This window comes from Bradyrhizobium sp. BR 10289, from assembly GCF_019455385.1.
GTDB lineage: Bacteria > Pseudomonadota > Alphaproteobacteria > Rhizobiales > Xanthobacteraceae > Bradyrhizobium.
The window spans coordinates 181,653-200,405 of sequence record NZ_JACOFR010000012.1 but is presented as its reverse complement, the minus strand read 5'-3'; the positions used below and the strand labels follow the sequence as shown (position 1 = coordinate 200,405).

The 18,753-nt window shown below is 65.1% G+C and carries 15 protein-coding genes and 1 pseudogene; 9 read left to right on the top strand and 7 right to left on the bottom strand.

The genetic code is table 11. The annotated features are described in order from the left end of the window. Positions 1 to 143: 143 nt before the first annotated feature. A complete protein-coding gene (locus HYH08_RS21205) occupies positions 144 to 2,732 on the bottom strand; it encodes a CHAT domain-containing tetratricopeptide repeat protein (RefSeq protein WP_220011747.1) in 2,589 nt (862 codons plus the stop codon). 77 nt (positions 2,733 to 2,809) lie between these two features. Continuing rightward, a complete protein-coding gene (locus HYH08_RS21200; RefSeq protein ID WP_220011746.1) occupies positions 2,810 to 3,544 on the bottom strand; it encodes a HugZ family pyridoxamine 5'-phosphate oxidase in 735 nt (244 codons plus the stop codon). A gap of 241 nt (positions 3,545 to 3,785) precedes the next feature. Between HYH08_RS21200 and HYH08_RS21195 the strand changes: the two genes are divergently transcribed. The 5 genes and pseudogenes from HYH08_RS21195 to HYH08_RS21175 all read left to right on the top strand — a co-directional run bounded on the left by HYH08_RS21195 (position 3,786) and on the right by HYH08_RS21175 (position 7,879). Next, the gene (locus HYH08_RS21195) at positions 3,786 to 4,487 is read left to right on the top strand and encodes a response regulator transcription factor (RefSeq protein ID WP_008542552.1); all 702 of its coding nucleotides are present in this window, start codon (positions 3,786 to 3,788) and stop codon (positions 4,485 to 4,487) included. A gap of 194 nt (positions 4,488 to 4,681) precedes the next feature. Continuing rightward, on the top strand, positions 4,682 to 6,472 hold the full coding sequence (locus HYH08_RS21190) for a sensor histidine kinase (RefSeq protein ID WP_220011745.1): 1,791 nt from the start codon (positions 4,682 to 4,684) through the stop codon (positions 6,470 to 6,472). Continuing rightward, a pseudogene (locus HYH08_RS21185) lies at positions 6,469 to 7,029 on the top strand (HPr kinase/phosphorylase). Before HYH08_RS21190 ends, HYH08_RS21185 begins: the two are co-directional and overlap by 4 nt. Before the next feature lie 134 nt (positions 7,030 to 7,163). Further along, on the top strand, positions 7,164 to 7,565 hold the full coding sequence (locus HYH08_RS21180; protein ID WP_028134014.1) for a PTS sugar transporter subunit IIA: 402 nt from the start codon (positions 7,164 to 7,166) through the stop codon (positions 7,563 to 7,565). Continuing rightward, positions 7,562 to 7,879, top strand: coding sequence for an HPr family phosphocarrier protein (locus HYH08_RS21175; RefSeq protein ID WP_220011743.1), 318 nt, complete (start codon positions 7,562 to 7,564; stop codon positions 7,877 to 7,879). Before HYH08_RS21180 ends, HYH08_RS21175 begins: the two co-directional genes overlap by 4 nt. 50 nt (positions 7,880 to 7,929) lie before the next feature. Here the strand turns inward: HYH08_RS21175 and HYH08_RS21170 are convergent, their stop codons facing one another. Then, positions 7,930 to 9,555, bottom strand: coding sequence for a glycosyltransferase family 39 protein (locus HYH08_RS21170; RefSeq protein ID WP_220011742.1), 1,626 nt, complete (start codon positions 9,553 to 9,555; stop codon positions 7,930 to 7,932). A gap of 114 nt (positions 9,556 to 9,669) precedes the next feature. Between HYH08_RS21170 and lepA the strand changes: the two genes are divergently transcribed. After that, positions 9,670 to 11,481 (top strand): translation elongation factor 4, encoded by a 1,812-nt coding sequence (gene lepA, locus HYH08_RS21165; protein ID WP_220011741.1) that lies wholly within the window; start codon positions 9,670 to 9,672, stop codon positions 11,479 to 11,481. Between the two features lie 435 nt (positions 11,482 to 11,916). Here the strand turns inward: lepA and HYH08_RS21160 are convergent, their stop codons facing one another. After that, positions 11,917 to 12,330: an SRPBCC family protein gene (locus HYH08_RS21160; RefSeq protein ID WP_220011740.1), complete on the bottom strand. Its 414-nt coding sequence runs from the start codon at positions 12,328 to 12,330 to the stop codon at positions 11,917 to 11,919. Between the two features lie 133 nt (positions 12,331 to 12,463). Further along, positions 12,464 to 12,637, bottom strand: a complete 174-nt coding sequence (locus HYH08_RS37910; protein ID WP_220011739.1) for a hypothetical protein — start codon at positions 12,635 to 12,637, stop codon at positions 12,464 to 12,466. A 251-nt stretch (positions 12,638 to 12,888) separates the two neighbouring features. Between HYH08_RS37910 and HYH08_RS21150 the strand changes: the two genes are divergently transcribed. After that, positions 12,889 to 13,152, top strand: a complete 264-nt coding sequence (locus HYH08_RS21150) for an antibiotic biosynthesis monooxygenase family protein (RefSeq protein ID WP_220011738.1) — start codon at positions 12,889 to 12,891, stop codon at positions 13,150 to 13,152. Positions 13,153 to 13,165: 13 nt separating this feature from the next. Here the strand turns inward: HYH08_RS21150 and HYH08_RS21145 are convergent, their stop codons facing one another. Further along, entirely contained in the window at positions 13,166 to 13,855 is a 690-nt protein-coding gene (locus HYH08_RS21145; protein WP_220011737.1) for an aspartate/glutamate racemase family protein, read from the bottom strand. Positions 13,856 to 14,133: 278 nt separating this feature from the next. On the opposite strand from HYH08_RS21145, the gene HYH08_RS37820 reads away from it, so the two are divergent. Then, the gene (locus HYH08_RS37820; protein WP_349631452.1) at positions 14,134 to 14,850 is read left to right on the top strand and encodes a GNAT family N-acetyltransferase; all 717 of its coding nucleotides are present in this window, start codon (positions 14,134 to 14,136) and stop codon (positions 14,848 to 14,850) included. Between the two features lie 99 nt (positions 14,851 to 14,949). After that, complete coding sequence (locus HYH08_RS21135; protein ID WP_220011736.1) at positions 14,950 to 16,104, top strand: acyl-CoA dehydrogenase family protein; 1,155 nt, start codon at positions 14,950 to 14,952, stop codon at positions 16,102 to 16,104. Between the two features lie 173 nt (positions 16,105 to 16,277). On the opposite strand, the gene HYH08_RS21130 is transcribed toward HYH08_RS21135, so the two are convergent. Further along, a complete protein-coding gene (locus HYH08_RS21130; RefSeq protein ID WP_220011768.1) occupies positions 16,278 to 18,416 on the bottom strand; it encodes a putative bifunctional diguanylate cyclase/phosphodiesterase in 2,139 nt (712 codons plus the stop codon). Between the last annotated feature and the right edge of the window lie 337 nt (positions 18,417 to 18,753).

Here is an 18,753-nt window from a genome sequence, read left to right as displayed (position 1 = left end):
TTTGGTTTATTCAAGGACCGCGCCAAACGTCGCGCATGTCAGGTCTGAGCAGGCGCACCAAAAAAACCGCGAATGATCGCGCAACCAAATGCGTGTTTCGGCGTTATGTAGGGTTATTGCGACGCACAATCCGTCGCGGTGATTTATCGTACATCACCCTCACCGATGAGTGCGAACGGCCCCCACATCGCGGGATAGGCGTTACGCGGCGACGACGTATCGTCAACGTAGGTTAACATCGCGCGGCGCAAAGCTTCGGCACGGCCGATTCCTGGTTCGTTTTTGAGCAAAGCGAAAGTCGACGTGGTCAAGCGGGTGGCTGCTTCCGAATCCACTGCCCAATGCGACACCAACAGCGCGCGGGCACCGGCATAGAAGAACGAGCGCGCCAGCCCCGATAGCGCCTCGGCGCCGGGCTTGTCGCCGGCAATGGTGTTGCAGGCCGACAATACAACCCAATCCGCATTGAGCTTGAGCTGGGCGACTTCGCTCGCGGTGAGCAGGCCGTCGTCGAGCTCCGTGGGTTGATCGGGAATGGAGAGCGCAAGCGAGGGCTCGCCCAGTCCCTTGACGTCGCCGGCCACGAGGCCGTGGGTGGCAAAGTAGATGATACCGTATTGAGCAAGCGCTGCACGCTTCAGCGTCGTTTCGCTGGCATCGCGGCCGAGATGGATGTCGGCATCGCGAGCGCCAACATCCTTGGCCACTGCGTTCAGCTCGTCGGCGGTGTCGGGCAATTGCGGCAGCGCTTTCGCAAGCTGCGCGCGGTCGACGCCGGCGCCGCGCCAGAAATCGGTATAGGCCATCATCGCGATGCTGCGCGCGGCAACCTTGCCGCTTGCGGCGCGACGATCGGCCGGCCCTTCCGCCGCGGGGTTGAACACAGGATCGCCGAAGCCGGTCATCGGCTTGACGCCCTGATCCCTGCGCGCAAAGGCGCGCAGCGATTTCAGGCTGATCACCGACGGCAGCACCGACACGGCCTGACGCCGCAGCAGCCAGGCGGCGTTGCGATAACCTTCGAGCCTGTCCGGGATTGCAGCTTGCGGCGTCTCCGTGACGAGGAGATGAAACGGCAACGCGGTCAGCGCCGCCGACGGCACCACCAAAAGGCTGCGTTTGTCCTTCGTCAGCGTTTCGACCGGACCGAGCAGCGCGACATAAAGCTCGTTGGCGAGCGCGAGGTCGAACAATCCCGATTTGCCGGAGGCATCGCGGGCCTTGCCGACGTCGAGCCCTTTGCGGAATGCAGTGACCTTCTGCGTCAGTGCATCGGCGCCGAGCGGAATCTCCTTCCAGTCGACGCCCCCGCGCGTGATCGCGATGACATAGCTTCGCTTGTCGACGACGGAATAGATCGTCATGGCTTCATCGGCCGACAGCAGCGGCTGGATCTCCTTCACCGCGAGCGGCAGCGGGTTGGAGAGCGAGGCATAGTCGGGAAATTCGACGGCGAGCGTCTTTTGCAGGCCGGCGCGCTCGCTGGCGATCGCCGCGATCCGCGCGCGGCTGCGCTGCTCGGCCGCTGTATCGCGTTGCGCGGCCCGCTTCGCCACCGCCGAGACGATCGCCTTATCGAGCGCCTCGGCCTCGGAGCCGAGATCCTGATCCTTGCGCACGAGCTCGGCGAGCCGGTCGCTGCCGGCGGCAAGGCGAACCGCGAGCTTGTTCACCGCGGAAGCTGCGGACGATTGCGTACCCCGCTGGATCGCGGCCAGCGCTTCATCGAGAGCCTTGTCGTCGGGTAGGAGATGCTGCTGGCGCGCGGCAAACAGGATCGGCAACACCACACGCAGCTGCGCGCGATCGCTGCGCAGCGTCCGCTCCGCCAGCGGCAGCGCATCGGCGGTGCGCCCCGAAACATGGAGGAAATAAGCAAGATTGCCGGTCGAGGTCAGAACGTCAGGATGATCCGGCCCGAGCGCACGCTCGCGGATGGCAAGAGCTCGCCGGTAGAGCGGCTCGGCATCGGCATAGCGCTGCTGGTGCTCGTAGAGCCCGGCGAGATTGTTGAGCGAGCGCGCAACATCGGGATGATCGGGGCCCAGCACCTTTTCGCGGATGGCGAGCGAACGCTTGATCGGCGCCTCGGCATCCGCGTCGCGGTTGAGGTCGCGATCGACCTGGCCGATGTTGTTCAGGACCGTGGCAACGGCGGGATGCTCTGGACCTGCGGCCTTCTGATAGATCGCGAGCGCGCGCTGGAACAGCGGTTCGGCCTCAGCCTGCCGCTCCTGCTTGACGTAGAGCGTGGCGAGATTGTTGAGGGCCCGGCCCACATCGGGATGCTCGCGCGACAGGCCCTTCTCGCTCACGGCCAAAGCGCGCTTGAACAGCGGCTCGGCCTCCGCAAAGCGGCCCTGCCTCTGATAGAGCGCAGCGAGATTAGTGAGCTCGGCCGAAAGCAGCGGCGTTTCGAAACCGAGGGATTTTTCCATCAGCGCGATCGCGCGCTTATAGTGCGGCTCGGCGAGATCGTCGCGGCCCTGGCCGGCATGGACCTGGCCGAGATTGTTGAGCGCGGCAGCGAGCTCGCGGCCGTTCTCCTTCTCCAAACCCGCAACCATCGCCTGCGCCAGCGGCAGCGCTTCCGAATATTTGCCGGCGCTCAGCAGCGCGTTGATCCGCGCGCTTTCGGCGGCGAGACCTTTCTCGGCAAGCGCCGGCGTCGCGAGCATTCCTGCGATCGCGAGCGCCAAACCCGCAACCAGCGTCAGACGACGGCGTGTCATGAACCCTCTCGCTGCGAGCCATCAAACCGATACGGTCTTGGGTCGCAGCGACGGGGAGCAGCGTTCAAATGATTGCGCTAGTCGGTCTTTGCCCGAGCCTCGCCCACGAGGCGGACCAGCATCTTGCGCAGGGCCGTGCCGTCCGTGACGCGCTCCGGAAAATCCAGCCGCAGCGCAGTCTGGCCGTCCTGCATGTCGAGACCCTCGGGGTCGCAGCCGGTGCAGCGCCAATCGCCGGCGGGTGCACCGAGCAGCTTCGTTGCATAGAGGCCCATGGCGTCGCGGTGGTCGGCATTCATGTGCGCGACGGCCCCCTCCTCGGCCGCGAGCAGATCTTCCGCGCCAGTGAGGTCGGTGAGGAATTGCTCGGGCTTGAGGTCGACGATGCGGCCGAAGCCGGCGACCAGATGGGTTCCGGTGGGCCGGATCCGGAAGAACGAAAAATCCTTAAAGGAGACAAAGGCTTCCGCCGACGGGTGGGCACTCAGATACCGCCGCTGGAGCAGATCCTTCTCTTCACCGGCCGGCTCGGCCCGGCCCGACAGCATGATCCGGGCGCCCTCCAGCGGATCGCCGGCCGCGCGCTCGTCCAGCATCAGCGAGACCCGGCTGTCGGCCACGAGGTTCCTGGTGTGCACGGCGAGGCTCGAGATCAGCAGGATCGGCGAGCCGTCCGGGTGGCTGGCCAGATTGACCAGGGAACAATAGGGGTCGCCGGAGCCCGCCATCAATGTTGCGAGAGCCCCTTGGCGCGAGCGCCGCAGCAGCGATTTGGCGAGCCGTTGGGGAGCGAAATCGGGGGTCGGTTGCATGGGCTTTCTCGGCTCAGGTGGTTGCAAGGAGGGGCTTTTTTCGGCTAAACGGGGGCCCGGTTATGGGTCGAGATGCGGCGAATCTGCCGCGTTTCGTAGAACTTGGTCACACTTCAGCCCAGCTTGCATTGCTCGGTGACAAGGTTCGAACGCCAAATATCGGCACCCATGTATGCGGCGCATCAGTGGATTGCTCGCCGTTTAAGCCACGACCCAAACGGAAAGCAGAAAGCAGAGGCTCATGCCCACAATCGCTTTGGTCGACGACGACCGCAACATTCTCACATCCGTCTCGATCGCGCTGGAAGCCGAAGGCTACCGCATCATGACCTACACCGACGGCGCCTCCGCCCTGGACGGTTTCCGCACCACTCAGCCCGATCTCGCCATCCTCGACATCAAGATGCCGCGCATGGACGGCATGGAGACGCTGCGGCGCCTGCGGCAGAAATCGGACCTGCCGGTGATCTTCCTGACCTCCAAGGACGAAGAGATCGACGAGCTGTTCGGCCTCAAGATGGGCGCCGACGACTTCATCCGCAAACCGTTCTCGCAGCGCCTTCTGGTCGAGCGCGTCAAGGCCGTGCTGCGCCGCTCGGCGCCGAAGGACCCGACGGTCGCGCCGAAGGAGAACGACGCCAAGGCGCTCGACCGCGGCCTGCTGCGGATGGATCCGGAACGCCATACCTGCACCTGGAAGAACGAGCCGGTGACGCTGACCGTCACCGAATTCCTGATCCTGCAGGCGCTCGCGACCCGGCCCGGCGTGGTGAAGAGCCGCAACGCGCTGATGGACGCCGCCTATGACGACCAGGTCTATGTCGACGACCGCACCATCGACAGCCACATCAAGCGGCTGCGCAAGAAGTTCAAGGTGGTCGACAACGAGTTCGAGATGATCGAGACGCTCTACGGCGTCGGCTACCGCTTCAAGGAAGCCTGAGGGCGCGAGCCTTCACGAACAGCAGATCGCTGCGCGGTTCTGAGTCCATCAGGACCGGGCATGCCCTGAAGCGCAGTCGCGCTTCAGGTTATCGTATGAGCATGATCTTTTCGGAAAACCGCTGCACACTTTTCCGGATCATGCTCTAGGATGCGGTGACTGTCGCACGAGCCGTCCTAACGCGGGCGTAAGCATTGCTTGACCGAACGCAGCCTGATTCGAGTTCGAACGCCGAGGACAACGCGTCCCACGGCGCATCGGATCATGAGGACAAGCCGGTCAGGCAAGGCTGGCGGCCGCTGGGCTGGCTCAAGCGCGCCGGGCAGTTCTTCTTCGCGCTGTCCTTCTCGAGCCTGACCCGCCGCATCGTCTCGCTCAACCTAGCCGGCCTCGTCGCGCTGGTCGCGAGCATCCTGTATCTGTCGCAGTTCCGCGCCGGACTGATCGACGCGCGCGCGCAGAGCCTGCTGGTGCAGGCCGAGATCATCGCCGGCGCGATCGCGGCCTCCGCCACCGTGCAGACCAACGCCATCACCATCGACCCCGACCGCCTGCTCGACCTCAAGACCGGCGACAGCTACGGCGGCACCGACGATTCGCTGGATTTCCCGATCAATCCGGAGCGCGTGGCGCCGGTGCTGCGCACGCTGATCTCGCCGACCAAGACCCGCGCGCGGATCTTCGACCCCAACGGCACGCTGCTGCTCGACAGCCGCGACCTCGACAACGTGCTCACCTTCCCGCTGCCGCCGCCCTCACTGAAACCGGGCTTCGTCGAGCGCGGCATGGTCGCGGTCCGCACGTGGCTGAACCGCGGCGACCTGCCGCTCTATCGCGAGCTCGGACGCGAGAACGGCAACGGCTATGCCGAAGTCGGCGATGCGCTCCAGGGCCAGAAGCGCTCGATGGTGCGGGTCAATGCGCGCGGCGAGGTGATCGTCTCCGTCGCCGTGCCCGTGCTGCGCTCGCGCGCCATCCACGGCGCGCTGATGCTGTCGACGCAAGGCGACGAGATCGACCAGATGGTGACGGCCGAACGCCTCGCCATCCTCAAGGTCGGCGGCGTCGCCGCCGCCGTCATGATCATGCTGTCGCTGCTGCTGGCGAGCACTATCGCCGGTCCCGTGCGCCGGCTCGCCGACAGCGCCGAGCGCGTCCGCCGCCGCATCAAGACCCGCGTCGAGATCCCCGACTTCACCCGCCGCCGCGACGAGATCGGACATCTCTCCGGCGCGCTGCGCGACATGACCAACGCGCTCTACAGCCGCATCGAGGCGATCGAGATGTTCGCCGCCGACGTCGCCCACGAATTGAAGAACCCCTTGACCTCGCTGCGCTCCGCGGTCGAGACCTTGCCGCTGGCGCGCAACGAGAACAGCCGCGCGCGCCTGCTCGAAGTGATCGAGCACGACGTCAAGCGGCTCGACCGCCTGATCTCGGACATCTCCGACGCCAGCCGGCTCGACGCCGAGCTGCAGCGACAGGACGCGATTCCGGTCGATCTGCGCCGCCTCTTGGGCACACTGGTCTCGGTCGCGAACGAGACCAAGCTCGGCCACGACGTCGCGGTCGAGGCGCGCTTCGAGGGGCGCGGAGCCACCGATACGTTCGCCGTGACCGGACATGATTCCCGGCTCGGACAGGTGGTCTCCAACCTGCTCTCCAACGCGCAGTCCTTCTCGGAGCCCGGAGCCAAGGTGCGCCTCGTCTGCCGCCGGGTCCGCGGAGAAATCGAGATCGTGGTCGACGACGACGGCCCCGGCATTCGCGAAGACGCGCTCGATCGCATCTTCGAGCGCTTCTACACCGACCGTCCGCACCAGGGCTTCGGCCAGAACTCCGGCCTCGGGCTGTCGATCTCCAAACAGATCGTCGATGCCCATGGCGGCCGCATCTGGGCCGAGAACCGCGTCGGCCCCCCCGATGACGAAGGCGTCCCGACGGTTGCTGGTGCACGCTTCGTGGTGCGGCTGCCGGCGCTATGAGCCAAGGCAGCGGCGGCTCGAACGAAGGCAGCTCAAATCAGGCCGAGCCCAGTGTGCACGCCTCCGCGGTCAAGATCGGAAATCGGGCGGTGCTGATCCGCGGGCCCTCGGGCTCCGGCAAGTCGCGCCTTGCCTTCGATCTGATCATGGCGGGACGGTCAGGAATGGTCGAAAGGGCCGTTCTGGTCGGTGACGACCGTGTCCATCTGGCGACAGTCGGCGATGAAATTGCGGTTCGTCCCGCGCCGGTGCTGGCTGGCCTGATCGAGATTCGCGGCCTCGGAATCCGCCGCTGCGACTACGTGGAGCATGCGACCGTCGGTCTCGTGGTCGATCTGGACGCCGCGGACGCGGAACGGCTGCCGTCGGCCGAATCCCTGAAAACCAGCATTTTCGGTGTCGAAATACCGCGAATCCCGGTGAGCCGCGACACTTCGCCCCTCCCATTGGTTGTCGCGGCCTTGACCACTACCAAGAGTTAACCTTCTCCTAACCCCTCAGGCGATTGTTTGAAGGGAAATGGTAACCATATGAGCCGCACACTCGCGACCGAGTAGACCGGCGCAGCTCCCCTCATCCATCCGTCTAGATTCAGGGAGATACGCAACATCCCCTCTTGCGCGGGGGCTCTGGATGGTCAAAGTGGCGCGTTCGTGCGGTGCACCAAAAGCGCCCGCGAGGAGTTTTTCCGATGATTGGTCTAGTACTTGTGACCCACGGGCGCCTTGCCGACGAATTCAAGGCAGCGCTTGAGCATGTCATGGGCCCACAAAAGCAAATCGAAGCGATCACGATCGGCGCCGAAGACGATTCCGATCTCTGCCGAAGCGACATCATCGAAGCGGTTAACCGCGTCGATTCCGGCGACGGCGTTGCGATCCTCACCGACATGTTCGGGGGCACGCCGTCCAACCTGGCGATATCCTGCATGAGCCGGCCGAAGGTCGAAGTGCTCGCGGGCATCAACCTGCCCATGCTGGTGAAGCTCGCCAAGGTGCGCGAGGAGCGTACGCTGCCTGACGCGATCGCGATGGCGCAGGAAGCGGGACGCAAATACGTCACCATCGCCAGCCGCGTGCTCGCCGGCAAATGAGCGACGACGCGCCACAAGCCGGGACCGGCGTGCCCGCGGGCGCGATCTCCAAAGAGCTCCTGATCATCAACAAGCGCGGCCTGCATGCGCGCGCCTCGGCGAAGTTCGTCCAGGCGGTCGAGCGCTTCAATGCACAGGTGTGGGTGACGCGCGGCGGCGAGACCGTCGGCGGCACCTCGATCATGGGGCTGATGATGCTCGCGGCCGGACCGGGCACGACGATCACGGTGGCCGCGGCCGGCGACGATGCGGAAGCCGCCCTTGCGGCGATCACCGAGCTCGTCGAGAGCAAGTTCAACGAGGAAGGGATTTAGGACCCTCCTGTTGCCGCGTGCCGTGCTTGCGGGGAGAGGTGAAGAGAACCTCACTTCTCCGGCGGCGCGATGTAGATATTCCAGGTCATCGTCGGGCCAGCCTTGCCGTGGGTGAAGCGGCGCGTCGTCATCACGATGCGCTCGGCATTCGGCGCAGTCTCCGCCACCCATTTCTCGAATGCCGGCAGGCGGCCGTCGGTCGGATCGAACACGCCGATGAAGCCGTATTTCTTCACGTCGTCGCGCGAGGTCAGGCCGGAATCCCAGGCCTCCAGCGGCAGCAGCGCGGACGGATGATCCGGGCTGTAGAACACCAGCGGCTGGATCTGCTCCATGGTGCCGGCGACCACGGCCCAGCGTGAGGCAAAGCGCGCGTGCCAGGCCTGGGTCAATTCGCGCGCCAGCTCCGAGCGTGCGCCATAGATCTGTGCATTGCGGGCATTGGCCGCTATCTCGCGCGCGGCGATCCATGGTGAGGCGGCAAGCGTCGCGACGCTGAGCACGAGCCAGATCGCGGCGATGTTGACCAGCACCGCACCCTGCAACCGCAACGCCGGGATCGCGACCAGCGCCAGCGGCACCAGGAAGAACAGCGAGATGCCCCAATCCGTTTTCATGTAGATGCTGAAGGCCAGCGCGCCGAGCGGCGGGCCGATGGCGACGATGATCTGGATGATCCAGACATTCAGCGCCTGCGCGACATTGACGCCCGGATTGGCGCCGCGCGCCCAGGCCCGCGTGACGATGCGCAAGGGCGCGCGCAGCAGAAGGGACGCCCATGGCGGCACCAGCGCCATCGCGAGCGCCGCGAGTGCCACCGGCAGCGCCAGCAGCGCAAAATTATGCAAGGCATAGCCGGCGACGAGCTGATGCACGAGGTGAGCATCCTCGAGGCTGTAGGTGTCGCCGGCATAGGTCAGCGGCGCGAAATGCACGTTCGCCAGCCAGACGACGTGCGGGATCATCGTCACGACCATCGTCGCGATCGCCACCCATGGCGCCGGCGACAACAGGAAGCGCAGCCGGTCGGGATGGACCAGCGCGGCAAGGCCGATGGCGCCGATCATGGTCAGCACCCAGTATTTGGTCATCAGCGCCAGTGCGCCGGCGAGGCCGAACCAGATGCCGGATTGCCAGGTCCTCTTCTCGAACGCGTTGAGATAGGCGAGCACCAGCAGCGGCAGCGTGACGAGCTGGAGCAGGTCCGCGTTGTACTTGAAGCCCTTGAAATTGAAGATCGGGTAGAGCGCGATCATCACGACGACGAGGAAGGCGCGCCGTGCATCGACCACGCGCAGGGCAACAAGCCAGCAGATCACCATGCCGACGCCGATTGTCGCCATCGCCAGCGCATAGGTCGCCCAGTCCGTCGCCGGGAACATCCTGAACCAGACGCCCGCGACCCAGCCCGACAGCGGCGGATGCTTGCCGTAGCCCCACAGGAATTTCTGGCCCCAGCCCCAGGCTTCCGCGACGTCCATGTGAACGTCCTGCGCCGCCTTGAGATTGATCAGGATGAAGGTCCAGAGCACCGCATGCAGGATGGCGAACTGGATCACCAGCCACAGGCCGGCCTCCGGCCGGGTCGCGCAGGCAACCAGCCAGGCCCGGAAACGGTTGTAACTCACCCGGGGTTTGACGCGCGATCGGGCGGAGGGGATCGAGGTGGTGGACATGGGCCGTTTGCTAGCGCGTTTTGGGCCGGCGTGGAATCAGCTTGGCGTGAAGAAAGGCCCTGAAAATAAAGCAATATGGTTGCCGCACGGGGATGTGAGTGGTATCCCGCGCCCATGACGACCGTCCCCATTTCCAACATCCGCAATTTCTCCATCGTCGCCCATATCGACCATGGCAAATCGACGCTGGCCGACCGTCTGATCCAGATGACCGGCGGCCTCTCCGACCGCGAAATGGCGGGCAAGGAGCAGGTGCTCGATTCCATGGACATCGAGCGCGAGCGCGGCATCACCATCAAGGCGCAGACGGTGCGCCTCCACTACCGCGCCAAGGACGGCAAGGACTACATCTTCAACCTGATGGACACGCCGGGCCATGTCGACTTCGCCTACGAAGTCTCGCGGTCGCTGGCGGCGTGCGAAGGTTCCCTGCTGGTGGTCGACGCCAGCCAGGGCGTCGAGGCGCAGACGCTCGCCAACGTCTACCAGGCGCTCGACAACAATCACGAGATCGTCCCGGTCCTCAACAAGGTCGACCTTCCCGCGGCCGAGCCCGAGAAGATCAAGCAGCAGATCGAGGACGTCATCGGCATCGACGCCTCCGACGCGGTGATGATCTCGGCCAAGACCGGCCTCGGCGTCCCCGACGTGCTGGAGGCCATCGTCACCCGCCTGCCGCCGCCGAAGGGCGACCGCGATGCGACGCTGAAGGCGCTGCTGGTCGACAGCTGGTACGACGTCTATCTCGGCGTCGTCGTGCTGGTGCGCATCGTCGACGGTACGATGAAGAAGGGCCAGCGCGTCCGCATGATGGGCACGGGCGCGGCCTACGACGTCGAGCGCGTCGGCTTCTTCACGCCGAAGATGCAGCAGGTCGACGAGCTCGGCCCCGGCGAGATCGGCTTCATCACCGCCGCGATCAAGGAAGTCGCCGACACCCGCGTCGGCGACACCATCACCGACGACCGGAAGCCGGTCGCCGACATGCTGCCCGGCTTTAAGCCGGCGATCCCCGTGGTGTTCTGCGGCCTGTTCCCGGTCGACGCCGACGACTTCGAAACGCTGCGCGCCGCGATGGGCAAGCTGCGCCTCAACGATGCCAGCTTCTCCTTCGAGATGGAAACCTCGGCCGCGCTCGGCTTCGGCTTCCGCTGCGGCTTCCTCGGTCTCTTGCACCTCGAAATCATCCAGGAGCGGCTGTCGCGCGAGTTCGACCTCAATTTGATCGCGACCGCGCCGAGCGTCATCTACAAGATGAAGCTCACCGATGGCACCGAGCTCGAGATCCACAATCCCGTCGACATGCCGGACGTGGTCAAGATCGCCGAGATCGACGAGCCCTGGATCGAGGCCACGATCCTCACGCCAGACGAATATCTCGGCAGTGTGCTGAAGCTCTGCCAGGATCGCCGCGGCTCGCAGAAGGAGCTGACCTATGTCGGCTCGCGCGCGATGGTGAAATACGACCTGCCGCTGAACGAAGTCGTGTTCGACTTCTACGACCGCCTCAAGTCGGTCTCCAAGGGCTACGCCTCGTTCGACTATCATCTCACCGACTACAAGCCCGCCGATCTCGTCAAGATGCAGATCCTGGTCAATGCCGAGCCGGTCGATGCGCTCTCGATGCTTGTCCATCGCACCCGCGCCGAGGGGCGCGGCCGCGCCATGGTCGAGAAGATGAAGGAGCTGATCCCGCCGCACATGTTCCAGATCCCGATCCAGGCGGCGATCGGCGGCAAGGTGATCGCGCGCGAGACGGTGCGCGCGCTGCGCAAGGACGTCACCGCAAAATGCTATGGCGGCGACATCACGCGCAAACGCAAGCTTCTGGAGAAGCAGAAGGAAGGCAAGAAGAAGATGCGGCAGTTCGGCAAGGTCGACATCCCGCAGGAAGCCTTCATTGCCGCGCTGAAGGTGGATAGCTGAGGCGGGCGTCGCAGACGACCGCAACCTCTCCCGCAATCATCTCCACACCGTCATGGCCGGGCTTGTCCCGGCCATCCACGACCTTTCCTTCCGCATCAAGAACGTGGATGCCCGGGACAAGCCCGGGCATGACGAGTTTGTGGCTCAAACCAAAAACGCAAAAACAACCCCATGCACAGTAGCCGCCTCCCTGGCGGCACCGGTCTTTTCCGATTTTACGAAAAATAGGTTGACACGTCGGGCAATACAGGGGTATGGTGGCATCATCGCAGGGTGTGCGGTTGAGGCGTCCAGCCCTGCACGCCGCACCAATTGAGGTGTCCCCTGCGTAGCCCCGGATGGAGCGCAGCGCAATCCGGGATTCCTCCCACAAGCGCATGGCCCCGGATCACGCTGCGCTCCATCCGGGCTACGGCCGCTCCCACCGTCGATTGATCACAGCTTCTGTTGCGTCTCGACGTAGCGCTTGAAATTGTCGAGGATCGCCTGCCAGCCGGCTTGCTGCTGCTCGACCGAATGCGTCGTCTCGCCGTCGAAGACGACGCGGACGACGACGCCGTTCGGATCGGGCACGAACTCGACCTCGGCCCTGCGATCGCCGAACGCGTATTCGATCAGCTTGTGCTCGACGATGGTGGTGTAGGTGCCGGCGAAGTCAAAACCCATGCTGCCGTCCTTGGCTTCCATGCGCGACGAGAATGCACCGCCTTCCCTGAGGTCGACCGTCGCCTTGGTCGTATGCCAGTCGTCGGACGCAGCATTCCACTTCACGATGTCGGCAGGCGTCGTATAGGCGCGCCAGACCCGGTCGATGGGGGCTGCGACGCTGGTTTCGACGGTGATCCTCATGGGCATTGCTCCAGTTTGATTTTGGCAATCAGGGGTGACGACGGCGCTTCCGGTGTCCGAGCCATCCACGGCACGTCCCGGAAGTCTCCAACCAAGGACGATCGGGGCCAGTCCGTGCCGACATGGCGAGCCATCAATATTTTGGAAGATTGCGGTTGGAACAGTTTGTGGATAGGCCACCATCCGCGCCGCGCACCACCAACAAAACGCCCTCCTCGCCCGGAAGCACCAGACCGTGTATCCCGACCTTCAGCGTTTTCTTTCGAGACGCATGAATGCGACCACGGTCGAGACCGACAGCAGCCATGTCACGATGTTGTCCCCAACCCAGCGTCGTGATCGACGTCATCCGCAAGGCGGCGGCCGCGGTTCAAACGGGCCGATCGAAATCTTTCGACAAGGGCGAAGCCGATTGCAGGGCGGCTTCGCCCTGATACACTCAGCACTTCCTTGGGCGAGCAGGCACGCCCCCCACACTTTCGCGCCGGGAGTCTTCACTTCGCGAACGCGGGTACGACGCAGGCGCCCATGTCTCATCGAGCCAACTCGGTTACCTTTGTGCTGATCGCCCGCATACCCCCTGAAGGCATCGCGGACTTTCGCGCCTATGAGGACGCCGTCCTGCCGCTGTTGCCGGAATTCAACGGGCGTCTCGATCGGCGTCTTCGCAATCCGGACGGCACCGTGGAAATGCACATCGTCAGCTTTGCCTCCGAGGCGGATTTTCAAACCTACCGGAACGATCCGCGGCGGGCAGCTCACGCGCGGCTGCTGGAAAAATCGGCCGCGAAGCTGGAATTGCTGCCGATGCAGGACGTCTGACAGTGAGATCGCATCACCCGATCGCGAAATCGGCCGCGGTCTCCGCGTGGATCGCCGTCGTGTCGAAGGTCTCGACCGACGTATCACCCGCACCGACCAGCATCGTGATCTCGGTGCAGCCGAGGATGATGCACTCCGCGCCCGCGGCAACGAGCGCGGCCATCACCTCCTGATAGCGGCGGCGCGAGGGCGCGGTGACGTTGCCGAGGCACAGCTCGTCGTAGATGATGCGGTTCACCTCGGTGCGGGCATCCGCGGGAGGCACCAGGACGTCGAGATCATGGGCGCGCAGGCGGTCGATGTAGAAATCTTCTTCCATCGTGAATTTGGTGCCGAGCAGCCCGACCCGCCGGTAGCCTTTCGCGCGAATGCGCTGCGCCGTTGCGTCGCCGATGTGGATGAAGGGAACAGTCAGCTTCGCCGTGATCTCGGCCGCAAGCTTGTGCATCGTGTTGGTGCAGAGCACGATCGCACGCGCGCCGGCGCTTTCGAGCCGCTGCCCGACCTCGGCGAGGCTCGCCGCCGCCTCGTCCCAGCGGCCGGCATATTGCAGCTCCTTGATGCCCTGGAAATCGTAGGAGTACATCAGCAGCGGGGCCGAATGCAGCTGGCCCATGCGGTCGCGGACGCGTTCGTTGATGAGCTTGTAATAGAGCGCGGTGCTCTCCCAGCTCATGCCGCCGATCAGGCCGATGGTTTGCATTCGGGTGGCTCCGTAAACGGGTCGACCGGATGGTAGATCAAGACGTGCGGGCTGGCCATCACGATGCGGAGGTAGATGCCATGAACATAAGACAGGCCAACGCAAAGACATTCCGCTGAAGACTTCGTTTTCACATCACTCAGTCTCTCACCCCCGTCATCCTGAGGCGCTCACACTGCATAGCAGTGTGAGCCTCGAAGGATGAATCGGCCGAGCAGCAAGCCGGGCCGTCGCCCTTCGAGGCTCGCCGAAGAGGCGAGCACCTCAGGGTGACGGTGATGAAATTGCGCGGCCTGATCGGCCGGAAAGCATCGGCAGGTCTTTCAGAGGGACACGCAACCGGGCCATTACTCGATGGAAATGGGCCACCGGGCCATCTGCCTCGCAGCCTGCCTCGTCGCCGCGATCCACGGCTGGTGGCTGCCGAACGGGTGAGCGTGCGCCGATGCCGTAGCGCCGCTTCGTGCCAATATGCTATAGACGGTCGCATCAAGTGCGATGGCCGGGCCCGCGGCGCCGGCTTCATGGCTTCACTGGAGCGGTCCATGGACTGCACGATCCGGCCGGCGCGCGGCGACGACGCCGGCGACATCAGCGGCGTCATCCTGCGGGCGCTGCGCGAAACCAATGCGAAGGACTATACCGACGAGATCATCGCACGAGTCGCGCGCAGCTTCAGCCCGGACGCCGTGCGCCAATTGATCGAGAAGCGCACGGTCTTCGTCGCCGTGCTCGGCAGCCGTGTGGTTGGAACAGCGAGCCTTGACGGAAACGTGGTCCGCACGGTCTTCGTGGCACCCGATGTTCAGGGACGCGGGATCGGCAAGCTGCTGATGGCCGAGGTCGAGCGGGCGGCGCGGGAGCAGAGCATTGCAGCGTTGACCGTGCCGTCGTCGGTCACGGCCGAGACGTTCTATGCAAGGCTCGGGTTCAACGCGGTGCGCGACAGCTATCATGGTGACGAACGCACAATCATCATGGAACGGTTGCTGTAGTCCGTCGCCCGATATCCTCCACCTTGATCCCGCCCACCAAATAGACCACCATCGGCGCCTCTTACCGCTCACGGCAAGAATGGGCGAGGAAACGCTGGCATGAATGCAGCTCCCGGAGTTGGCCTGGTCGAGCGGGCTCGCGCCATCGCGCCGCTGATTGCGGGCGAGGCGGACGAGATCGAGCGGACGCGGCGGCTGACGCCTGATGTGGTGACCGCGCTGATCGAGAACGGGCTGTATCGCGCGCTGCTGCCGCAGAGCCTTGGCGGCGCCGAGGCCGCGCCGGAACATTTCATGCAAATGCTGGAGGAGATCGCCAAGGCCGATGCCTCCACGGCCTGGTGCCTTGGCCAATGCAGCGTCTGCGCGATGATCGCTGCCTGGCTCGACCACGACACGGCGCACGAGATCTTCAACGCACCCCCCGGCATCCTCGCCTGGGGTGCGATCGCGCATGAGGCGCGTCGAGTCGAGGACGGCTATCGGGTCACCGCGCGCTGGGACTTTGCCTCGGGCTCGCGGCAGGCGAGCTGGCTCGGGGCGCATGTGCGCATCGTCGGCCCCGACGGCGCGCCGCGGAAACATGCCGACGGGTCGGCGGAGGTGCGCACCATCCTGTTCCCGGCCACGAGCGCCGTGATGCACGATGTGTGGCACGCCATCGGCCTCGCCGGCACCGGCACCGATTCGTATGAGGTCACTGACCTCTTCATCCCCGAGCGCTTCACCGCGTTCCGCGACGTGCCGTCCGCGCTGGTCGAGAAGGGGCCGCTCTACAGGATCGGCACCGGCTCAACCTACAGCCTCGGCTTTGCCGCGGTCTCGCTCGGCGTCGCGCGCGCCACGCTGGACGCGGCGATTGCGCTATCACGCGGAAAGCATCAGTCGCTGGCGGCAAGCAGCATGCGCGATAACGCGGCGGTCCAGGGCCTGATCGGGCGCACCGAGGGCGACCTTCGCGCAGCGCGCGCTTATCTCTATGCGACCGCGCATGCGATGTGGCGCGATCTGGTTGCGACCGGCGAGTTCAGCGCCGCGCATCGCAGCGCGGTTCGCCTCGCGTCGACCTGGACCATTCATCAATCGGCCAAAGTGGTCGACACCGCCTATCACATGGCGGGCGCCACCGCGGTGTTCCGAAAGCATCCGTTCGAGCGGCGGTTCCGCGACATGCACGCCATCGCGCAGCAAATCCAGGCGCGCGACACGCATTACGAGGATGTGGGGAAGGGGATCCTTGCCGAGGGACGCTGAACGGCAGCCCAGCGGCGGTGCGCTCCCTCGCCCCGTTCTTACGGGGAGAGGGTTGGGGTGAGGGGCCTCTCTCCACACGGGAGTTCAACGTGAGACCTGTACCCCCTCACCCGAATTCGATCTTCGATCGAATTCGACCTCTCCCCGCAAGCGGGGAGAGGTGAAGGGCGGTCTCACGCCACCAGCGCGGCGTCTTCCTCGTCCGCGCCGTCGATGCCGCGCTGCGCGGCCAGAAGGCTGATGATCTCGGCGTTCGGCCTCGCCTTGCTGAACAGGAAGCCCTGGCCCTCGTCGCAGCCCTCGGCGCGGAGGCAGCTGAGCTCGGCTTCGGTCTCGACGCCCTCGGCGGTGATGGTGACGCCAAGGCCTTTGCCGAGGCTGACGATGGAGCGGATGATCGCCTGGGCTTCGCGGTTGGCGCCGAGATCGCGCACGAAGGACTGGTCGATCTTGATCTTGTCGAACGGAAAGCTGCGCAAATAGCTGAGGCTGGAATAGCCGGTGCCGAAATCGTCCATCGAGATGCGCACGCCGAGCGCGCGCAGCGCGTGCAGCGTCGCCAGCACCTGCGCGCTCTTCTCGAGCAGCAGCGTCTCGGTGATCTCCAGCTCGAGCCGGCGCGGCGGCAGGCCGGAATGTTTCAGCGCGTCGGTCACGATCGAGAGCAGGTTGCCGCTGCGGAACTGGAGCGGCGACAGATTGACCGCGACGCGAACGTCGTCGGGCCAGGTCACGGCATCGAGGCACGCCCGGCGCAGCATCAGGCCGCCGAGCGGATTGATCAGGCCGGTGTCTTCGGCAACCGGAATGAATTCGGCCGGCGAGACCATGCCGCGCTCGGCATGCGGCCAGCGCACCAGCGCCTCGAAGCCGGTGATGCGGCCGCTCTGGAGGTCGATCAGCGGCTGGTAATAGGGACGCAGCACGTCGTTCTGGATGGCGTCGCGCAGCTCGACCTCGATCTTGCGGCGGCTCTGCGCCTTGGCATCGAGCGCGGCCTCGAAGAAGGCGAAGGTGCCGCGGGCGTCCTGCTTGGCGCGCGACAGCGCCATGTCGGCGCTCTTCAGCAGCTTTTCGGAATCATCACCGTCGCCCGGCGCCATCGCGATACCGATGGAGGCACCGATCACCACGGAATGGCCGTCGAGCAGATAAGGGTCGGCGATGGCTTCGAGCAGGCGTTTCGCCAGCATTACCGCGTCCTCTGGACGCGTCAGGCCGCTCTGCACGATCGCGAACTCGTCGGAGTTCAGCCGCGCCAGCGCGTCTTCCTCGCGCAGCGTCGAACGCAGGCGCTTGGCGACGCCGCGCAGCAGCTTGTCGCCGATGGCGTGGCCCAGCGTGTCGTTGACCGACTTGAAATTATCCAGCCCCAGCATCAGCAGCGCGACCTTGTCGCTGCTGCGCCGCGTATGCAGCAGCATCTCGTCGACCTGCTGGCGCAGCAGATTGCGGTTGGGCAGGCCGGTGAGCCCGTCGTGCTGGGCCATGAAGGCGAGCCGCGCCTCGGCGCGCTTGCGCTCGGTGATGTCCATCAATGCCAGCAACACCGCGGGCCGCTCGTCATAGGTCAGCTCGCGAGAGTAGATCGCCAGATCGATCAGTGCCCCGTCGGCCTTGACGTGCTTCCAGGTACGCCCGGCCTGCTCCTCGCCGGTCCGGTCGACGGTCCACGGCGGCTCGCTGTCGAAAGCCTGAAGCGAGCGGATCTTCAGCCGCTCGAACTCGGCGCGGCTATAGCCATAATGGGCGATGGCGGCGTCGTTGACACCGATGATGCGCTCGTCGTCCAGCGCGCAGACGATCATCGGCACGGGATTGCCGTCGAACAGCAGGCGGAACGAGGCCTCGCGCTGCTTCAATTCGGTGATGTCGACGCGCAGGCCCACGACGCCGCCGTCGTCGGTGCGGCGCTCCTCGATCAGGATGACGCGGCCGTCCGACAACGTCTGCTCGTGGCGCTTGCCGGGCTCGTAGAGCTTCTTCAGCCGCTGGGCGATCCATTCTTCCTCGTGGCCGGCGGCCTCCGGATAATCGCCGCGGGCGACGCCGACACGGAGCGTGTCTTCGAGGCGCGCGCCTTCTTCGAACAGATCCGCGGTCTTGCTGTAGATCGAGGCGTATTGCTTGTTCCAGAGAACGTAGCGGCCCTCGGGATCGAGGATCACGATGCCCTGCGGCAAGAGATCGACAGCCTGGCGCAGCCGGTCATGCGATTTGCGCGCTTCGGCGATCGCAGCTTCAGCTTCGGCGCGGCTCTGCACCAGCGCGTCGTGGCCGACTGGCCGATGCCGCGCGCACGCGAATCGCAGCTTGCGCGGCCCCTGGCCGGCAAGCAGTTTACGCCTTCGCTTTCCCTGTTTTCGAGACCCCAAACTCAACTTCCAACGTCCCAGTCGCACCAGCGGGCGCAAGTCTTGAGGCAAGTGTCTGAAAAAAAAGTAATCTTGGCCGGGCGGGCGATGCGACCGGCGGCGTGGTGAGGCCGTCTCGTCCGGTCTTTGTGCCTGTTTGCAGGGCGAGAAACCGCCGGCGGACGCACCAAACCCGCCTGGCCGTCGTGATCGGACGGAAGCGCTGGCGCAAAATTGCGCGCGCGCTTGAATCATTTCCAAAATCGTGCGCGATTGCATGCGGGCCGCGGCGCTC

Bases quoted from the DNA above. Each gene is read 5' to 3' on its own strand.
- lepA (WP_220011741.1), top strand. From the start codon at position 9,670: ATGACGACCGTCCCCATTTCCAACATCCGCAATTTCTCCATCGTCGCC.
- HYH08_RS37910 (WP_220011739.1), bottom strand. From the start codon at position 12,637: ATGGCTGCTGTCGGTCTCGACCGTGGTCGCATTCATGCGTCTCGAAAG.
- HYH08_RS21205 (WP_220011747.1), bottom strand. From the start codon at position 2,732: ATGACACGCCGTCGTCTGACGCTGGTTGCGGGTTTGGCGCTCGCGATC.
- HYH08_RS21200 (WP_220011746.1), bottom strand. From the start codon at position 3,544: ATGCAACCGACCCCCGATTTCGCTCCCCAACGGCTCGCCAAATCGCTG.
- HYH08_RS21145 (WP_220011737.1), bottom strand. From the start codon at position 13,855: ATGCAAACCATCGGCCTGATCGGCGGCATGAGCTGGGAGAGCACCGCG.
- HYH08_RS21160 (WP_220011740.1), bottom strand. From the start codon at position 12,330: ATGAGGATCACCGTCGAAACCAGCGTCGCAGCCCCCATCGACCGGGTC.
- HYH08_RS21180 (WP_028134014.1), top strand. From the start codon at position 7,164: ATGATTGGTCTAGTACTTGTGACCCACGGGCGCCTTGCCGACGAATTC.
- HYH08_RS21195 (WP_008542552.1), top strand. From the start codon at position 3,786: ATGCCCACAATCGCTTTGGTCGACGACGACCGCAACATTCTCACATCC.
- HYH08_RS21170 (WP_220011742.1), bottom strand. From the start codon at position 9,555: ATGTCCACCACCTCGATCCCCTCCGCCCGATCGCGCGTCAAACCCCGG.
- HYH08_RS21135 (WP_220011736.1), top strand. From the start codon at position 14,950: ATGAATGCAGCTCCCGGAGTTGGCCTGGTCGAGCGGGCTCGCGCCATC.
- HYH08_RS37820 (WP_349631452.1), top strand. From the start codon at position 14,134: ATGAAATTGCGCGGCCTGATCGGCCGGAAAGCATCGGCAGGTCTTTCA.
- HYH08_RS21175 (WP_220011743.1), top strand. From the start codon at position 7,562: ATGAGCGACGACGCGCCACAAGCCGGGACCGGCGTGCCCGCGGGCGCG.